The organism is uncultured Streptococcus sp. (genome assembly GCF_963536705.1).
GTDB lineage: Bacteria > Bacillota > Bacilli > Lactobacillales > Streptococcaceae > Streptococcus.
In genome coordinates this window covers 1-16,930 of the sequence record NZ_CAUTAP010000002.1, presented here as the reverse complement: position 1 = coordinate 16,930, position 16,930 = coordinate 1, and the positions used below count along the sequence as shown (strand labels likewise).

Here is a 16,930-nt window from a genome sequence, read left to right as displayed (position 1 = left end):
ATTTATAAATCGCTTTCTAACATTTTATTTATTATACCAAAAACCCCAGCAAATTGCCGAGGTTTATCGCTTATTTAACTAATTTCCTCATCTCCTCAATCCGCGCCACTGTTGCATCGTACTTGGCTTGGTAGTCGGCTTGTTTGTCGCGTTCTTTTTGGACGACTTCTGGTTTGGCATTGGCTACGAAGCGCTCGTTAGAGAGTTTCTTGCCGACCATATCCAGTTCTTTCTGCCACTTAGCTAGTTCTTTTTCGAGACGAGCCAGCTCTTCCTCGATATTGAGGAGGTCTGCTAGCGGCAGGTAGATTTCTGCTCCTGTGATGATGCTAGACATGACCAGCTCTGGTACAGCAAGGTCTGCCGCGATTTCCAAATGCTCAGGATTGGTAAAGCGTTTGATGTAGTTGACATTATCCTTGAAGAAGGTTTCCAGCGCACTATCTGTCGTCTTAATTAAGATGGTGATTGGCTTGCTTGGCGCCACATTGACCTCAGCTCTGCTATTGCGCACCGAACGGATCAGGTCCTTGAGGGCTTCCACGCCAGCTGCTGCCTCGGTATTTTCAAACTCTGGACGAACCACTGGATAGGCCGCTGTCACAATGGTGCCTTCTGAGATTTGACCAAAGATTTCCTCGGTCACGAAAGGCATGATTGGGTGAAGCAGGCGCAAGATTTGGTCCAGCGTGTAAAGGAGGACAGAGCGAGTGATGACTTTCTCGTCTTCATTATCGCTGTAAAGCACTTCCTTAGTCAGCTCCACATACCAATCGGCAAATTCATCCCAGATGAAATTGTAGAGGATATGACCAGCCACACCAAACTCAAACTTGTCGAAGTTTTCAGTGACCTTGCCAATAGTTTCGTTGAGGTTGTGGAGAATCCAGCGATCGGTGACATTGCCTGCCTGACCAGCCGCCACCTGAGCGATATTCTCACGCGCCGCATCCAGCGTCAAGCCTTCATTGTTCATGAGGATGTAGCGGGAAATGTTCCAGATCTTGTTAATGAAGTTCCAAGAAGCATCCATCTTTTCATAGCTGAAGCGCACGTCTTGACCAGGGGCAGAGCCGTTTGATAGGAACCAACGCAGGCTATCTGTTCCGTACTTATCAATAACATCCATCGGATCAATCCCATTACCGAGAGATTTCGACATCTTACGACCTTCCTCATCCCGAATGAGACCATGAATCAAGGCATTTTTGAATGGCGACTTGCCAGTAAATTCCAAACCTTGGAAAATCATCCGAGATACCCAGAATGGGATAATATCATAACCAGTCACCAAGGTTGATGTTGGATAATATCGCTTGAAGTCTTCTGAGTCTACATCAGGCCAGCCCATGGTTGAGAATGGCCAAAGGGCAGAACTGAACCAAGTATCCAAGACGTCTTCGTCCTGAGTCCATCCGTCACCTTCTGGTGCTTCTTCACCAACGTACATTTCACCCTCAGCATTGTACCAAGCAGGGATTTGGTGACCCCACCAGAGCTGACGAGAGATTACCCAGTCGTGGACATTTTCCATCCATTGGAGGAAGGTATCGTTGAAACGAGGTGGGTAGAATTCTACCTTATCGTCTGTGTCTTGATTGGCAATAGCGTTCTTAGCCAATTGGTCCATCTTAACGAACCATTGAGTAGACAAGCGTGGCTCAACCACGACACCTGTACGTTCTGAGTGCCCAACACTGTGGACACGTTTTTCGATTTTAACGAGGGCACCGATTTCTTCCAACTTAGCAACGACTGCCTTACGAGCTTCAAAACGGTCCATACCTGCAAATTCGAAGGCCAAGTCGTTCATGGTTCCGTCATCGTTCATGACGTTGACTTGTGGCAAGTTATGGCGTTGACCAACCAAGAAGTCGTTTGGATCGTGGGCAGGTGTTATTTTCACGACACCAGTACCAAACTCAGGATCCGCGTGCTCATCTCCAACGATTGGGATGAGTTTATTAGCGATTGGAAGGATGACGTTTTTACCAATCAAGTCCTTGTAGCGTGGGTCTTCTGGATTGACCGCAACGGCAACGTCTCCAAACATAGTCTCAGGACGAGTTGTCGCAACTTCAAGGGCGCGTGAGCCATCTTCCAACATGTAATTCATGTGGTAGAAGGCACCTTCGACATCCTTGTGAATCACCTCAATATCTGAAAGGGCTGTGCGGGCTGCTGGGTCCCAGTTGATAATAAACTCACCACGGTAGATCCAGCCTTTCTTGTATAGGTCCACAAAGACCTTGCGAACAGCTTTTGACAAGCCTTCGTCAAGCGTGAAACGCTCGCGAGAGTAGTCTACAGAGAGACCCATCTTTCCCCATTGTTCCTTGATGGTAGTCGCATATTCGTCTTTCCATTCCCAGACTTTATCTAGGAATTTCTCACGACCAAGGTCATAACGGCTAATGCCCTCACCACGCAAGCGCTCCTCAACCTTGGCCTGAGTCGCAATCCCAGCGTGGTCCATACCAGGAAGCCAAAGCGTATCAAAACCTTGCATACGTTTTTGACGGATGATGATATCTTGCAGAGTCGTATCCCAAGCGTGACCAAGGTGGAGTTTACCAGTCACGTTTGGTGGCGGAATGACGATTGAATAAGGCTTAGCCTTTTGATCGCCTGAAGGCTTGAAAACATCGGCATCAAGCCATTTTTGGTAACGACCAGCCTCAACCTCGGCTGGATTGTATTTAGGTGAAAGTTCTTTAGACATGTGTTTGTCCTTTCTCTATTGTATTCATTTTATCTTGAATCTGCTTAGCAGCTTCTTCTGCAGACAGATTCGTATTATTTATTTTAAGGTAGTGGTGCAACTCATTCGGTTGATGTTGGGAATTTAATTGAAGTATTTCATTGGTCTCTAAAATTTCTCTTTCAGATACCTCAACATGTCGTTTTAAGGGTTTGTGCTCTAACCGGTTCTCCGTTCGATTTCGACGTAAACACTCCTCAAGGCTTGTTTCCAACTCAACAAACAGAATCTCTTGATGGTAGTCATCCAACAAATCCTGAATTTGCTTCAAATACAGCAGTTGGTACTGATTTGAAAAATCAATTACGTCTGTTAAAATCACAGATCGATGATTCCTAGCTCTTGCTCCAAGGAAAGAAAAGGTAATTCCACGAACAAATTCCCACATTTCCTCTGTAAAATCCTGATAGATTTCTAGCGCAAAATCGATGGCTTGATGGTTGTAAAAGAGGGTAGAATCCGTCAGTCGAGATAACTCTTGACCAATCGTCATTTTCCCTGAAGCTGGAGCACCAATGATGAAAAGATGCATCAAATCACCTCCCACTCACTCCTAAGCAAGCCATATCTCAAATCGTCACAGCGATTGCCTTGGGCATCTTTGCGGTCTCGGATGCGAGCTTCGAGGATGAAGCCAAGCTTCTCAGCGACTCGTTTACTTTGAAGATTATAGCCAAAGCAAGACAATTCAATTTTATGTAGATTCAATTCTTTAAAAGCTAGGTCAATCAAGGCACGCACTGCTTCTGGGACATAGCCTCGTCCCCAATAGTCTGGGTGCAAGGTATAACCAATCTCAAGCACATCATCTTCGTGGCGATGATTGAAGTCAACAGAGCCGATGACTTTATCAGTTCCTTTAACAACAATCCCGTAGCCTGCTGGGAGATTTTCCTTTTGATTACGTTCAGGAAGGATATGCTCCAGATAATAAATCTCGTCATCCAAGGTCTTGACGGGCGGAAAACCTGCTGGGTAGGAGACTTCTGGCCGACCGGCATAGTCAAAGATATCCACTGCATCAGCCACGGTGCGGACTCGTAAGACTAGACGTTCTGTTTCTAATCGATCGGGTAATCGTTCTTGCTCCATCTTCCTCCCTCGCTTTCTATAAAAAATCGCCCCTGCCATATCCATGACAGGGACGAATGTGTTTATCCGCGGTACCACCCAATTTCGGGCAGATGCCCGCAACTTTTCTCTTCTTCTTTCTCTTTCATGATGACGTTAGCTCGCTTTGGCATACGCTAGTATAGCCTACAGCTCCTTGCCTAGTCCTAAAAGGAAACAAAAAGACACTTTTATTTCAATTTTTCATCTCATCAGCAACCAGTTTTGACACATTTGTGGACTTCTCAGCATCACCACTTTCTGTAAAATGCTTGACTCAAAACACCTCTGATGAACCTATTCTATCACCTTTCAAGCGAAAAATCAATAATTTCTCTCACCCAAAAGTCCATCTGGCAGATCGTGAAATCCTTTGCCCGCCTGATAGTTGGCAAATTTCCCTAAAAGGAACTGGTAGGCATCTAGACGACTTTCATAACGAATGGCCGCTTCCTTGGCCCGCTCATCCTGGTCCGCCTCGTAGACCGCCTGACTCTCCTTTAGGGCCATCTCGTTAATCATGACCTGGGTCTTGACCCAAGCTTCAAACTCCTGTAAAAATTCCTGTTCGTAACTCATTTTTCTCACTTTCTAACTGCAAATACCTAGTCCAAATCCCGGTAAAAATCACTGTCAATATCGCGGAAGGGCTGAATATCCTGAACGTATTCCAACACCCCTTGAAAATCACCAGCCTCATCCCGCACCGCTGCATAGGTCACATGAACAAACTTGCCACGTGATTCCGACTTGAACCACATCTCAAACTTGTCCCGCTCTCCCTCACGCAGAGCCTTGAAAATCCGCCGCACCTTGTCCAAAAACTTGGGCGGGTGACAGAGCTCGACATTGCGTCCTATCTGGGACGGCGTCCGCTTGAAAATCATCTCGTCCGCTGGCACGCTGTCATTATAATACTGGAAAATATCGTCCTTATTGACAAAGGTAATCTCCATGGGCAGATGGTCCAAAATCAGATTGGCCTCCGCCACCGACAGATAGCCATGACCAAAAGGCTGCTGGGAGTCCCGATTAAAGTCTTGCTCCTTCTTTTCCTTGGGCTTAAAGGAGATAGTGACCTGACCATCCGGCGTATCAATAACCTGCTCAAACCTGCCATCACTAGTCTGCTCTGTGCTTGCTGGCGCTTCGCTTCCTTCATCAGCAGCATCCCCAGCTTCCTCCGAGAATGAGTGACGCGCAGGAATCCATTTCTCCGTTGGCTTGATGATGGCATAACCATAAGCATCACTCTCCTCAGCAATCTTGAGCCAGTCATCCTGATGAAAGGACTCGAGGAGAATCATCAGTAAAATGGACTCTTCCTTGAAAATCATAGCTTCAAACTCAGCCGCAAAAGCCTCAAACTTGTCCTTGACTTCTTCAATCGAAGTATCCGGCAGCTGCTCTGCAGCAATCTTAGACTCTTGGAAGAGGTCTCGAATCTGGTCATCTACCCCCCACATGACCTTGGGAGGCGAATCGTGGCCGTAGCTCTCCATGATAGGAAACATGAGCTCTTCCTTGCGCTGATAGTGGATATCAAACTGCCCCACCAAACTCAGCTGGCGCTGGAGTCCCTTACGGATTTCTGGAAGAAGCTCCTCATCTTCTGTACTTTCATAGGTAGATAGGAGCCTACGAACCCGCATGAGGGCAGCCCGCAAGGCTAGATTTTCCTGCTTAAAGATCTGAACCGGATGGCCTGGATAGTCAGTATCCGCCACCTCTACATTCTGAATGGCCCCTTTAAAGAGGTTGGCATGGACATTGCAGAGGGACATGACATCTTCAAAGGTCACTCCCGTATCTGAGTTCATTAGCTCATGCTCCATCAGACTGATCTCAATAGCGGACACACCAGCAAAATGCTCATTGAAAAGCTCCTGAACGGACTCTGCAGAAGCTCCGTTATGTAGATCCAGCAAGATAGACTTGAGGACTTCAATGCGTTCAGTAGCCATGCCTAAATCCCCACCACTTCATAGCCATTTAATTCCAGAGTTTGCTTGATTTTATTAAGGTCAATGCCATTCATACCAGCACCTTTTTTGATAGAAACCACGCGCCCGACTGTATTGCGCATAACGGGATTGGCCAGAGGCGTAAAGCCCAACTCGACCAAAACATCCAAAACTTCAGGCTGCTTCTCAATCACTTCTGCCACTGGGATAGACAAATCAATCACATTATCCATAGCTGCTCCCTCGTCGTCATTTTTCTACAATTATACCATAAAAAAGCTATCAGACTCAAAGCAAAAAAGTGTGAGTATCTGCTCCTCTTATACTTGTTCAAAAGAAATGGAATAGCGAATTAAGATAGACATGATGACAGATTGTTTCAGTGTATTATTTCCTTAGACAACGATAAGAAAATATAAAGCACATTGCTTCTTCTTTTTCCTTTTTTATGTTAAGCTAAGACTAGTGAAGTGAAAGGGTTTTCGTATGTATCTTGCAGACTTAATGGAAAAGAGTGAAGCGGGGCAGTTTATTGTCCTGTCTTATTTACAGCAGCATTCTACATCCAGTTTGAAGGACGTTATGTCTGAAACCGGCTTCTCGAAAGCAACCTTGACCAAGTACATTAGCTTGATTAACGACAAGGCAGCGGACCATCATGCAGCCCTATCCATCCAGCTTCAGGACGAAACACTCAGCCTGTCCATCGGACCGGATACCAAGGGACGGGACATTCACAGACTCTTTTTGGACAATGCCGTCAAATACCAGATTCTAAACTACTTGCTCTATCATCAGCAGTTTTTGGCTCACCAGTTAGCTCAAGAGCTGATGATCAGTGAAGCAACACTCGGCCGCCATATATCTGGGCTAAATCAGATTTTATCAGAGTTTGAGCTATCTATCCAAAATGGCCGCTTGAAAGGGCCTGAGCACCAAATCCGCTATTTTTATTTCTGCCTCTTTCGCAAGGTCTGGTCCAGCCAAGATTGGGAAAAAGAACTTCAAAAACCAGAAAGAAGGCAGGAAGTTGCCGTCTTAGAAGAACTCTGCGGAGCCCAGCTCTCGCAAGGACAGCGATTGGATTTGGCTCTTTGGGCGCATATTACCCAACAGCGCTTACGAGTCAATGCCTGCCAATTCCAGAATATTGAGCAGAAAATGCGGGGCTATTTTGAGAATATCTTCTATCAACGCTTGCATCGCCGGACAAATGATTTCTTTGCCGGGCAGCACATCACTCTAAGTCAGGAAGATGGGGAAATGATGATTTTCTTTTCATTTCTGCTTTCCCATAGGATTTTACCCCTGCACACCATGGAGTATATACTGGGCTTTGGCGGTGAAATTGCCAGTCTGATTACGCAACTCATTCAAGAGATGAAGGGACAGGACTTGCTTGGTGACTACATCGAAGATCAAGTGACCTACGAACTCAGTCAGCTCTGCGCCCATGTCTTTCTTTTCCGAGGCTATCTCTTGCAAGACAAATACAAGCATGATTTGGAATTGCGCCATCCTTACTTATGGAGCGAAGACGATTATCGACAAGTGGCAGACACTATTTTTAGCAAACTGCCTATTTTCCAGCAGGGAACATCTCTGGATAAAAAGGTGTTGTGGGAATGGCTCCAGCTGATGGAATACATTGCTGAAAACGACGGTCAAGTCATCAAGATAGGCATGGACTTGATAGATAGTTTTATCGTTGTTTCCAGGATGACTGCCATTTTAAGGCGATACTTAGAGTACAATCGCTTTATTGCGATTGAATCCTACGACCTTACCAGAAATTATGACCTCATCATCACCAACAATCCCATCCATCAGACCCAGCAAGTTCCCATCTATTATTTAAAAAATGACTTGGATTTGGAAGATTTGGCTCAAATCCGTCACATGATATTTCATTAAGAAACTTGGAGAAATCCAGGTTTCTTTGTGATTTTCGCACAATCTCCTCAGATTTTTTTAAAATTTAAAAAAAGTTGATAAAAAAGAAAGCGTTTTATTTTATATACTAGTTACTGTAGAGGAAACATCCTCAAGATTTTTACTAGGAGGACAGTTCATGTCACAAGAAAAATACATCATGGCCATCGACCAAGGAACTACTAGTTCCCGCGCCATCATCTTTAACAAAAAAGGAGAAAAAGTTAGCTCCAGTCAAAAAGAATTTACTCAGATTTTCCCTCAAGCTGGATGGGTTGAGCACAATGCCAATGAAATTTGGAACTCTGTGCAGTCCGTTATCGCCGGCGCCTTCATCGAAAGTGGAGTCAAACCTAACCAAATAGAAGCCATCGGAATCACCAACCAGCGTGAAACAACTGTCGTCTGGGATAAAAATACAGGTCTTCCTATCTATAATGCTATCGTTTGGCAGTCTCGTCAGACTGCTCCTCTGGCTGAGCAACTAAAAAGCCAAGGCTATGTGGAAAAATTCCACGAAAAGACTGGTTTGATTATTGACGCTTACTTCTCTGCTACCAAGGTTCGCTGGATTTTGGACCATGTAGAGGGAGCGCAAGAAAGAGCTGAAAAGGGCGAATTGCTCTTTGGTACCATCGATACCTGGCTAGTTTGGAAATTGACTGACGGAGCTTCTCACGTGACTGACTACTCAAATGCAGCCCGTACCATGCTCTATAACATCAAGGAGCTTAAATGGGATGATGAGATTTTGGAAATCCTCAACATTCCAAAGGCTATGCTTCCAGAAGTTCGTTCTAACTCAGAAATCTATGGTAAGACTGCTCCATTCCATTTCTACGGCGGAGAAGTTCCAATTTCTGGTATGGCTGGTGACCAGCAGGCAGCTCTCTTTGGACAGTTAGCTTTTGAGCCTGGCATGGTCAAGAATACTTACGGAACTGGTTCTTTCATCATCATGAACACTGGTGAAGAGATGCAGCTGTCTGAAAACAACCTCTTGACAACCATTGGCTATGGAATTAATGGCAAGGTTTACTATGCTTTAGAAGGTTCTATCTTCATTGCAGGAAGTGCTATTCAATGGCTACGCGATGGTCTTCGGATGGTTGAAAATTCACCAGAATCTGAAAAATATGCCCTTGATTCTCACAACAATGACGAAGTCTATGTCGTACCTGCCTTTACAGGACTGGGCGCTCCGTATTGGGATCAAAATGCCCGCGGATCTGTCTTTGGTTTGACCCGCGGAACCAGCAAGGAAGACTTTATCAAGGCTACTCTGCAATCCATTGCGTACCAAGTACGCGACATCATCGATACCATGCAGGTGGATGCCAAGACTGCTATTCAAGTCCTCAAAGTCGATGGCGGTGCTGCTATGAACAATTTCCTCATGCAGTTCCAGGCTGACATTTTGGGAATCGATATTGCCCGCGCTAAAAACTTAGAAACAACTGCTCTCGGTGCAGCCTTCTTGGCAGGACTATCAGTAGGCTACTGGAAAGACTTAGATGAACTCCGCACTCTCAATGAAACAGGAGAACTCTTTGAGCCGTCTATGAATGAATCCCGCAAGGAACAACTCTACAAAGGATGGAAAAAAGCCGTTAAGGCAACCCAAGTCTTTGCAGAAATTGACGACTGATACTGATTTATTTTTGATAAAAAAGTCAGTAGAAGCAGGAAATGACTAAGTTAGAAAGTGTGTAATTATGGAATTTTCAAAGAAAACACGTGAATTATCGATAAAAAAAATGCAGGAACGCACCTTGGACCTCCTGATTATTGGTGGTGGGATTACCGGTGCTGGAGTAGCCTTGCAAGCTGCAGCTAGTGGCCTGGAGACCGGTCTGATTGAAATGCAGGACTTTGCAGAAGGAACTTCTAGCCGCTCTACCAAATTGGTCCATGGTGGCCTTCGTTACCTCAAGCAATTCGACGTAGAGGTGGTCTCAGATACAGTTTCTGAGCGTGCTGTGGTACAGCAAATCGCGCCTCATATTCCAAAACCAGATCCTATGCTCCTTCCAGTCTATGAAGAAGAGGGTGCTACTTTCAGTCTCTTCCGTCTCAAAGTGGCTATGGACCTCTATGACCTCTTGGCCGGTGTTAACAACACTCCTGCTGCCAACAAGGTCTTGAGCAAGGAAGAAGTCCTAGAACGGGAACCTGAACTCAAGAAGGAAGGCCTGGTCGGCGGTGGTGTCTATCTTGACTTCCGCAACAACGATGCACGCCTTGTGATTGAAAATATCAAACGCGCCAACCAAGACGGCGCACTGATTGCCAACCATGTGAAGGCAGAAGGCTTCCTCTTTGATGAATCTGGAAAGATTACTGGCGTTGTTGCGCGTGACCTCTTGACGGATGAAGTCTTTGAAATCAAGGCTCGCTTGGTCATCAACACAACTGGACCTTGGAGCGACAAGGTGCGCAATCTGTCAAATGATGGTGAGCAATACTCACAAATGCGTCCAACCAAGGGTGTTCACTTGGTAGTTGACTCTAGCAAGATCAAGGTTTCTCAGCCAGTCTACTTTGACACAGGCTTAGGAGACGGCCGGATGGTCTTTGTTCTTCCACGTGAAAATAAAACCTACTTTGGTACGACTGACACTGACTACACTGGTGACCTGGAGCATCCAAAAGTAACACAAGAAGATGTAGATTACCTCTTGGGCATTGTCAACAATCGCTTCCCAGAAGCAAAAATCACAATTGACGACATCGAAAGCAGCTGGGCTGGTCTGCGTCCTCTGATTGCAGGAAACAGTGCTTCTGACTACAATGGCGGAAACAACGGTACCATTAGCGACGAAAGTTTCAATGCACTGATTGCGACCGTTGAAAGCTATTTGGCTAAAGAAAAATCCCGTGAGGATGTTGAGGCGGCTGTTACTCAACTCGAAAGCAGCACTTCTGAAAAACACTTGGATCCATCTGCTGTGTCCCGCGGTTCCAGCTTAGAACGTGATAACAATGGCCTCTTGACCCTTGCTGGCGGTAAAATCACAGACTATCGTAAGATGGCGGAAGGTGCTATGGAGCGCGTGGTTGACATCCTCAAAGCAGAATTCGACCGTAGCTTCAAGCTCATCAACTCGAAGACCTACCCTGTTTCAGGCGGAGAGCTCAATCCAGCAAATGTGGATTCCGAAATCGAAGCTTTTGCGCAACTCGGTGTATCACGTGGCTTAGACAGCAAAGAAGCCTTCTATCTTGCAAACCTTTACGGTTCAAATGCTCCTAAAGTCTTTGCCCTCGCTCACAGCATCGAGCAAGCACCAGGTCTCAGCCTGGCAGATACCTTGTCACTGCACTATGCAATGCGCAATGAGTTGGCTCTAAGCCCAGTTGACTTCTTGCTTCGCCGGACAAATCACATGCTCTTTATGCGGGATAGCTTAGATGCTATTGTAGAGCCTGTTCTGGATGAAATGGGACAATTCTACGACTGGACAGAAGATGAAAAAGCAGCTTATCGAAATGATGTTCAAGCTGCCCTTGCAAATAACGATTTAGAAGAATTAAAAAAATAGAAAATATGAGAAGAGGCGGTAGACTAACAACTGTCTGCCACCCCTTCTTTTAAATGGAGTAATATAGATGATGAAAGAAATATTTGGCGAATTTTTAGGAACACTGCTCTTGCTCCTTCTGGGAAATGGCGTCGTTGCAGGTGTGGTTCTTCCCAAAACCAAGAGTCACAATTCAGGTTGGATTGTGATTACCATGGGATGGGGGATTGCTGTTGCCATCGCTGCTTTTGTATCTGGTAACCTTGGCCCAGCCCATCTGAATCCTGCCCTAACTATCGGAGTAGCTCTGAAAGGTGATTTGCCTTGGGCGTCTGTTCTTCCTTACATCCTTGCTCAGTTTGCAGGTGCTATGGTCGGACAGTTCCTTGTCTTCCTACAGTTCAAACCTCACTATTTGGCTGAAGAAAATCCGGCTAACGTTTTGGGTACATTCAGCACAGGCCCAGCTATCAAAGATACCTTCTCTAACCTGATTAGCGAAATCCTTGGAACCTTTGTTCTTGTGCTGACTATCTTCGCTCTTGGACTTTATAAGCTGCAAGCAGGCATTGGCACTTTTGCAGTCGGAACATTGATTGTCGGAATTGGTCTATCACTTGGTGGAACAACTGGCTATGCTCTCAACCCGGCTCGTGACTTAGGACCTCGCATCATGCACAGTCTCCTTCCGATTCCAAATAAAGGAAATGGCGATTGGAGCTATGCTTGGATTCCAGTTGTCGGACCAATCATTGGTGCCGTCCTTGCAGTCCTAGTCTTCGGTTTATTCTAATATAACTGATTGCCATTGGAGAACACTTGACGAGTGTTCTCTTTTTTTGACTAATTGATTAGGTGGAGACTAACCTTCCTAGCTTATGCTTAAGATAAAACCATTGCAATCTTGACAAAAGAAAAGGCTTAGCCCTGTATCACAGAAAACTAAGTTCTTTTTAAAATGATTTTGTCAACTCTAGCGACCCGTTTCCGATTAACTCAAACGAGAGCTTTCCCTCTTGGACAATTTCACCACTGCCTCGGTCCGAGCAGTATGCGGAAACATATCAACCGACTGGATGTAGTGGACATCGTAGACCTTACTGAGTTTGACCAAATCCCGAGCCAGAGTTGAAACATTGCAGGAAACGTAGACCATCTTCTCAGGTGCATAGCGGACAATCGTCTCCAGCAGCTTATCGTCCAGACCTGTTCGAGGCGGATCGACAATCAAGGCATCCGCCCGATAGCCCTCAGCGTACCAGCGAGGAATAATCTCCTCTGCCGTTCCGGCTTCGTAGAGTGTATTGTCAAATCCCATTCGTTTTGCATTACGCTTGGCGTCTTCAATGGCCTCAGGGATGATGTCCATGCCACGCAGAGACTTAACCCTTTTAGCAAAGGCAAAGCCGATGGTCCCCACTCCGCAATAGGCATCAATCAAATGATCTTCTTTCGTCACATCCAGCGCCTTAACCGCCTCCCCGTAGAGCACCTCTGTCTGCTCAGGATTGAGCTGATAGAAAGCTCGAGGCGACAAGGAGAACTCATAATCCAGCACTCCTTCTTGGATAGCCTCCTCGCCCCAGATAATCTCTGTCTTATCCCCATAAATCTCACTGGACTTGCTTGTATGATAATTGACTGCTACTGTCTCCAACTCAGGAAATTCAGCCACTAGGTCTCGAACGACTGGAGAAAAGTCCAGCTTACGCCCTGTCACAAAAATCATCTGCACCTGACCCGTCTTTCTGGCTCTGCGAATCATGACCGTGCGTACCCCAGCAGTCTTTCTCTCATCATAGATGGGCAGCCTATACTTGCCTAAAAGCCGAGCTACCTTATTTATGATCTTTTGCGTTACCTTGTCCTGAACCAGACAGTTTTTCAGCGAGACCAGATAGTGGGAATTCTGGGCATAGAGCCCAGCCTTAACCTCATCCTTAAATTTCCGAGTCTGAAACTGCAACTTAGCCCGATAATAGAGCGGCTCCTGCATACCAATGGTCGGACGAATCTCATAGTTCTCATAGCCAGCTGGCGCAAATTTTTTCAAGGCCTGACGCAGCAAATCTTCCTTAAACTCTAACTGCTTGTCATAGTGGAGGTGCATGATTTGACAGCCCCCGCAGCTATCATAAATCTCACAAGGCGCTTCCACCCGAAATTTCGACCGCTTGTTGATGGTCAAGAGCTTGGCCTCGATAAAATTACGCTGAACCCTAGTCACCTGACAGTAGACTTCCTCACCTTTCAAAGCCCCTGGCACAAAGACCAGCGTTTTCTTATAAAATCCAATCCCTTCACCATTAATCCCCATTTTCTTAATTTTCAAAGGGATTCTTTGTTTCACTTTCACATTCATGCTTCTATTATACCACGCTGCCTCGCATTAGTTGAGAATATGTTACAATAAAAGTATGAAAGCAGAAAAAATATCCCTTTCACTAGCCCAGTTGCCTAAGAAAATACGAACTTATCTAGAGGGAGCCAATTTTTACGACAGCTCCTCACATTCTGCAGCCAGTGTTTTCTATACTGATACAGGCTATTATTTGAAAATCGACCAAAAAGGCCAGTTAGCCCAAGAAGCCACACTTGCCAAATGGTTTGAAGAGCAAGGACTCGGTGTACCTGTCATTCACTACCTGACAGCAGATAAAGACTACCTGCTGACTAAAGAAGCCGAGGGCAAGGACGCCCTAGCCTTTCTCCAACAGCCAGAAGAACTTTGCCAAACGATGGCTGCCGCACTCAAAAGACTTCACAGCCTACAACCCCAGCATTTCCCAATCCAGCATCGCCTCCAACACTACAGAGAGCAAGCAGAGCATAATTATCGGAAAGGTTGCTTTTATCAAAAAGCCTTGCTGCCTCAATTTCACATCTCAAGTCGTGAGGAAACATACCAGCTTATCCAAGAGCAGGGAGAGCTACTGACAGTGGATGCCTTGATTCACGGAGATGCCTGCTTGCCTAATTTCATTCTGAAAGACGCAGCAACCTTCTCCTGCTTTATTGACGTTGGACTCGCTGGCCTTAGTGATCGTCACCTTGACCTTTACTGGGCAATCTGGTCTCTTACTTATAATTTATCTGACCCTCAATATGCAGAGCTCTTTCTTGACTACTATGGCAGGAAGGATGTTGATACAGACAAACTGCGCTTGATAGCTGCCTTTGAAGCATTTGGCTAAAAGAAAGGATTCTACCAAAATCTCTTATGAAAATCACAAAAATCGAAAAGAAAAAAAGACTCTACCTCTTGGAGTTGGACGACAGTGAAAAGCTCTATATTACAGAAGACACCATCGTTCGCTTCATGCTGTCCAAAGGAATGGAAATCACAGAGCAGGAGCTATCAGAAATTCAAGACTATGCCCAATTTTCTTACGGAAAAAATCTAGCCCTCTATCATCTCTCCTTCAAGCAAAGAACTGCTAAGGAAGTTAAAGACTACTTAACACAGCACGACATCCAACCAGAAATCACCAGCCAGGTCTTGGACAATCTAAAAAAGGATAATTGGATTAATGATAGAAAATATGCTCATTCTTTTATCCAATCCAACCTTCTCACTGGTGACAAAGGCGCTTTTGTTCTCAAGCAAAAACTCAGTCAAAAAGGGATTTCTAGCACTATCATAGAAGAAGAATTGAGCCAGTTTGATTTTACTGAACTAACAAACAAGGTTGCCGAAAAGCTGCTCAAAAAATACCAAGAAAAACTGCCCAGCAAGGCTTTACAAGATAAAATACTTCAATCCTTGATAAACAAAGGTTTTTCATACAGCCAAGCCAAAACTGCCTATCAGCATTTGGAAATCGAAGAAGACCAAGAAAACCAGCAAGAGCTTCTCTATAAAGAGCTAGACAAGCAATACCGCAAGTACTCAAAAAAGTACGACGGCTATGACTTAAAACAGCGGCTGACCCAAGCTCTCGCTCGCAAAGGCTATGATTTCTCCGACATCGCTAGCGCTCTGAGAGAATATCTTTAAGATTTTCTATGAAAACTTATGCATTTCTATGAAAATATGTTACAATAAAGAAGATAAACTTATAAATTGTAGAAAGTTGGTAAGTTATGAAACTTCCAAAAGAAGGCGACTTTATTACAATTCAAAGTTATAAGCATGATGGGAATCTTCACCGCACCTGGCGAGATACCATGGTACTAAAGACAACAGAAAACGCCATTATTGGCGTTAATGACCACACACTGGTAACAGAAAGTGATGGCCGACGTTGGGTAACACGTGAACCTGCCATTGTCTATTTTCATAAAAAATACTGGTTTAATATCATTGCCATGATTCGAGACAATGGAACTTCATACTACTGCAACCTAGCCAGCCCTTACTATCTGGATAATGAAGCTCTAAAATACATTGACTATGATTTAGACGTCAAAGTCTTTGCTGATGGTGAAAAACGCCTGTTGGATGTAGAAGAATATGAACGCCACAAAAAACAGATGCACTATTCTGATGATTTGGATTTCATTCTCAAAGAAAATGTCAAAATCCTAGTTGATTGGATTAACAACGGAAGAGGTCCATTTTCAGATGCTTATGTCAATATTTGGTACAAACGTTATGTTGAACTAAAGAATCGATAAAGTTGTCAAAGAGCGCAAGCTCTTTTTCTTTTGTCTAATTCAGACCTGCCAGAGGTCAAATTCTTGCAATCTCAAGCATTTTCGGGTATCATATAAGAAAATCCAGACTGTAAGAAAGGAGTCTCCCATGGCATTTACAAATACTCTCGGCCGATATGCCAGCTTTGGCATCATGACGAGCCTCCCTGAAGAAATTATCGACTCATTCTGGTACATCATTGATAACAATCTCAAAGGAGTCTTTGAACTTCGCCCAGTCCTCAAGTTCGAAATCATCAATAGCCAAGGAAGAGTATCTCTTCGCTTCTCACAAAAGAACTTCAACACCATTATTTCATTTGATTTAAACTACCAATTTGACCCTTTCTTTCCCAGAAAAGTCTACATCGTTGATAACAAGGGTAAAGAAACCATTATGCTATCTGACGAATACTCTTTGATGTAGTAAATCAAACTCAGCACATATAAAAACCTCTGAAAGCAACAAACACTGCTATCAGAGGTTTTTATCTTTAGAATTATTCATATCAAATGGAAAGTATATTTCAGCAGCCTGATACAGCCACAGCCTAAACTCCCAAAAAGATTGTATCTCTAATTAAATCCGGCTATAACTAAAAGAGCTTAACAACAACATATGTTAGCGAAGTCATAGATACTGAATACACAGTTTTATTGAAAAACAAAAAGATAGATCAGTATATCTATCTTTTATGTTATCTAGTCGGGAAGACAGGATTCGAACCTGCGACACCTTGGTCCCAAACCAAGTACTCTACCAAGCTGAGCTACTTCCCGGTGTTTAAACAATCTAAAAACGGAGCCCTAAGACTTCGCTTCCAAATGCACCCTAGAGGAGTCGAACCTCTAACCGCCTGATTCGTAGTCAGGTACTCTATCCAGTTGAGCTAAGGGTGCTCACTATTCATATTAAATTCATTATAGCAAAACTTAAGAAAAAATCAAACCATTTAATGCACCCTAGAGGAGTCGAACCTCTAACCGCCTGATTCGTAGTCAGGTAC

Annotated in this window: 15 protein-coding genes and 2 tRNA genes; 8 read left to right on the top strand and 9 right to left on the bottom strand. The window is 44.6% G+C overall.

Annotated features, from left to right (window positions below):
* Positions 1-70 precede the first annotated feature (70 nt).
* The 6 genes from RWX26_RS01360 to RWX26_RS01335 form a co-directional block, all read right to left on the bottom strand.
* Positions 71-2,722, bottom strand: coding sequence for a valine--tRNA ligase (locus RWX26_RS01360; protein ID WP_314578437.1), 2,652 nt, complete (start codon positions 2,720-2,722; stop codon positions 71-73).
* Positions 2,715-3,293 (bottom strand): AAA family ATPase, encoded by a 579-nt coding sequence (locus RWX26_RS01355; protein ID WP_314578435.1) that lies wholly within the window; start codon positions 3,291-3,293, stop codon positions 2,715-2,717. Before RWX26_RS01355 ends, RWX26_RS01360 begins: the two co-directional genes overlap by 8 nt.
* Positions 3,293-3,853 carry a GNAT family protein gene (locus tag RWX26_RS01350; RefSeq protein ID WP_314578433.1) on the bottom strand — a complete coding sequence of 187 codons (561 nt, stop codon included), beginning with the start codon at positions 3,851-3,853 and terminating at the stop codon, positions 3,293-3,295. Before RWX26_RS01350 ends, RWX26_RS01355 begins: the two co-directional genes overlap by 1 nt.
* Before the next feature lie 342 nt (positions 3,854-4,195).
* Complete coding sequence (locus RWX26_RS01345; protein ID WP_002899692.1) at positions 4,196-4,450, bottom strand: DUF1912 family protein; 255 nt, start codon at positions 4,448-4,450, stop codon at positions 4,196-4,198.
* Positions 4,451-4,476: 26 nt separating this feature from the next.
* The gene (locus RWX26_RS01340; RefSeq protein WP_314578431.1) at positions 4,477-5,835 is read right to left on the bottom strand and encodes a DUF438 domain-containing protein; all 1,359 of its coding nucleotides are present in this window, start codon (positions 5,833-5,835) and stop codon (positions 4,477-4,479) included.
* A gap of 2 nt (positions 5,836-5,837) precedes the next feature.
* Positions 5,838-6,068 (bottom strand): DUF1858 domain-containing protein, encoded by a 231-nt coding sequence (locus tag RWX26_RS01335; protein WP_002894544.1) that lies wholly within the window; start codon positions 6,066-6,068, stop codon positions 5,838-5,840.
* A gap of 253 nt (positions 6,069-6,321) precedes the next feature.
* Here RWX26_RS01335 and RWX26_RS01330 point away from each other — a divergent pair, with 253 nt between their 5' ends.
* The 4 genes from RWX26_RS01330 to RWX26_RS01315 all read left to right on the top strand — a co-directional run bounded on the left by RWX26_RS01330 (position 6,322) and on the right by RWX26_RS01315 (position 12,081).
* Positions 6,322-7,749, top strand: coding sequence for a helix-turn-helix domain-containing protein (locus tag RWX26_RS01330; protein ID WP_314578430.1), 1,428 nt, complete (start codon positions 6,322-6,324; stop codon positions 7,747-7,749).
* Positions 7,750-7,906: 157 nt separating this feature from the next.
* Entirely contained in the window at positions 7,907-9,415 is a 1,509-nt protein-coding gene (gene glpK / locus RWX26_RS01325; RefSeq protein WP_002920521.1) for a glycerol kinase GlpK, read from the top strand.
* A 67-nt stretch (positions 9,416-9,482) separates the two neighbouring features.
* Positions 9,483-11,309: a type 1 glycerol-3-phosphate oxidase gene (gene glpO, locus RWX26_RS01320; RefSeq protein ID WP_314578426.1), complete on the top strand. Its 1,827-nt coding sequence runs from the start codon at positions 9,483-9,485 to the stop codon at positions 11,307-11,309.
* 67 nt (positions 11,310-11,376) lie between these two features.
* A complete protein-coding gene (locus RWX26_RS01315) occupies positions 11,377-12,081 on the top strand; it encodes an MIP/aquaporin family protein (protein ID WP_048772879.1) in 705 nt (234 codons plus the stop codon).
* A gap of 198 nt (positions 12,082-12,279) precedes the next feature.
* On the opposite strand, the gene rlmD is transcribed toward RWX26_RS01315, so the two are convergent.
* Positions 12,280-13,650 carry a 23S rRNA (uracil(1939)-C(5))-methyltransferase RlmD gene (gene rlmD, locus RWX26_RS01310; RefSeq protein ID WP_314578425.1) on the bottom strand — a complete coding sequence of 457 codons (1,371 nt, stop codon included), beginning with the start codon at positions 13,648-13,650 and terminating at the stop codon, positions 12,280-12,282.
* Between the two features lie 55 nt (positions 13,651-13,705).
* Here rlmD and RWX26_RS01305 point away from each other — a divergent pair, with 55 nt between their 5' ends.
* From RWX26_RS01305 to RWX26_RS01290, 4 genes are all read left to right on the top strand, one after another.
* Positions 13,706-14,482, top strand: coding sequence for an aminoglycoside 3'-phosphotransferase (locus RWX26_RS01305; RefSeq protein WP_314578424.1), 777 nt, complete (start codon positions 13,706-13,708; stop codon positions 14,480-14,482).
* Between the two features lie 26 nt (positions 14,483-14,508).
* On the top strand, positions 14,509-15,285 hold the full coding sequence (gene recX, locus RWX26_RS01300) for a recombination regulator RecX (RefSeq protein WP_314578423.1): 777 nt from the start codon (positions 14,509-14,511) through the stop codon (positions 15,283-15,285).
* An 86-nt stretch (positions 15,286-15,371) separates the two neighbouring features.
* Positions 15,372-15,905, top strand: a complete 534-nt coding sequence (locus tag RWX26_RS01295) for a DUF402 domain-containing protein (RefSeq protein WP_002896978.1) — start codon at positions 15,372-15,374, stop codon at positions 15,903-15,905.
* A 127-nt stretch (positions 15,906-16,032) separates the two neighbouring features.
* Positions 16,033-16,350, top strand: a complete 318-nt coding sequence (locus RWX26_RS01290) for a DUF960 domain-containing protein (protein WP_227963884.1) — start codon at positions 16,033-16,035, stop codon at positions 16,348-16,350.
* A 279-nt stretch (positions 16,351-16,629) separates the two neighbouring features.
* Here the strand turns inward: RWX26_RS01290 and RWX26_RS01285 are convergent.
* Together RWX26_RS01285 and RWX26_RS01280 are read right to left on the bottom strand one after the other, a co-directional pair.
* Positions 16,630-16,703 (bottom strand) — tRNA-Pro (locus RWX26_RS01285).
* Between the two features lie 46 nt (positions 16,704-16,749).
* Positions 16,750-16,823, bottom strand: a tRNA-Arg gene (locus RWX26_RS01280).
* Positions 16,824-16,930: the final 107 nt, after the last annotated feature.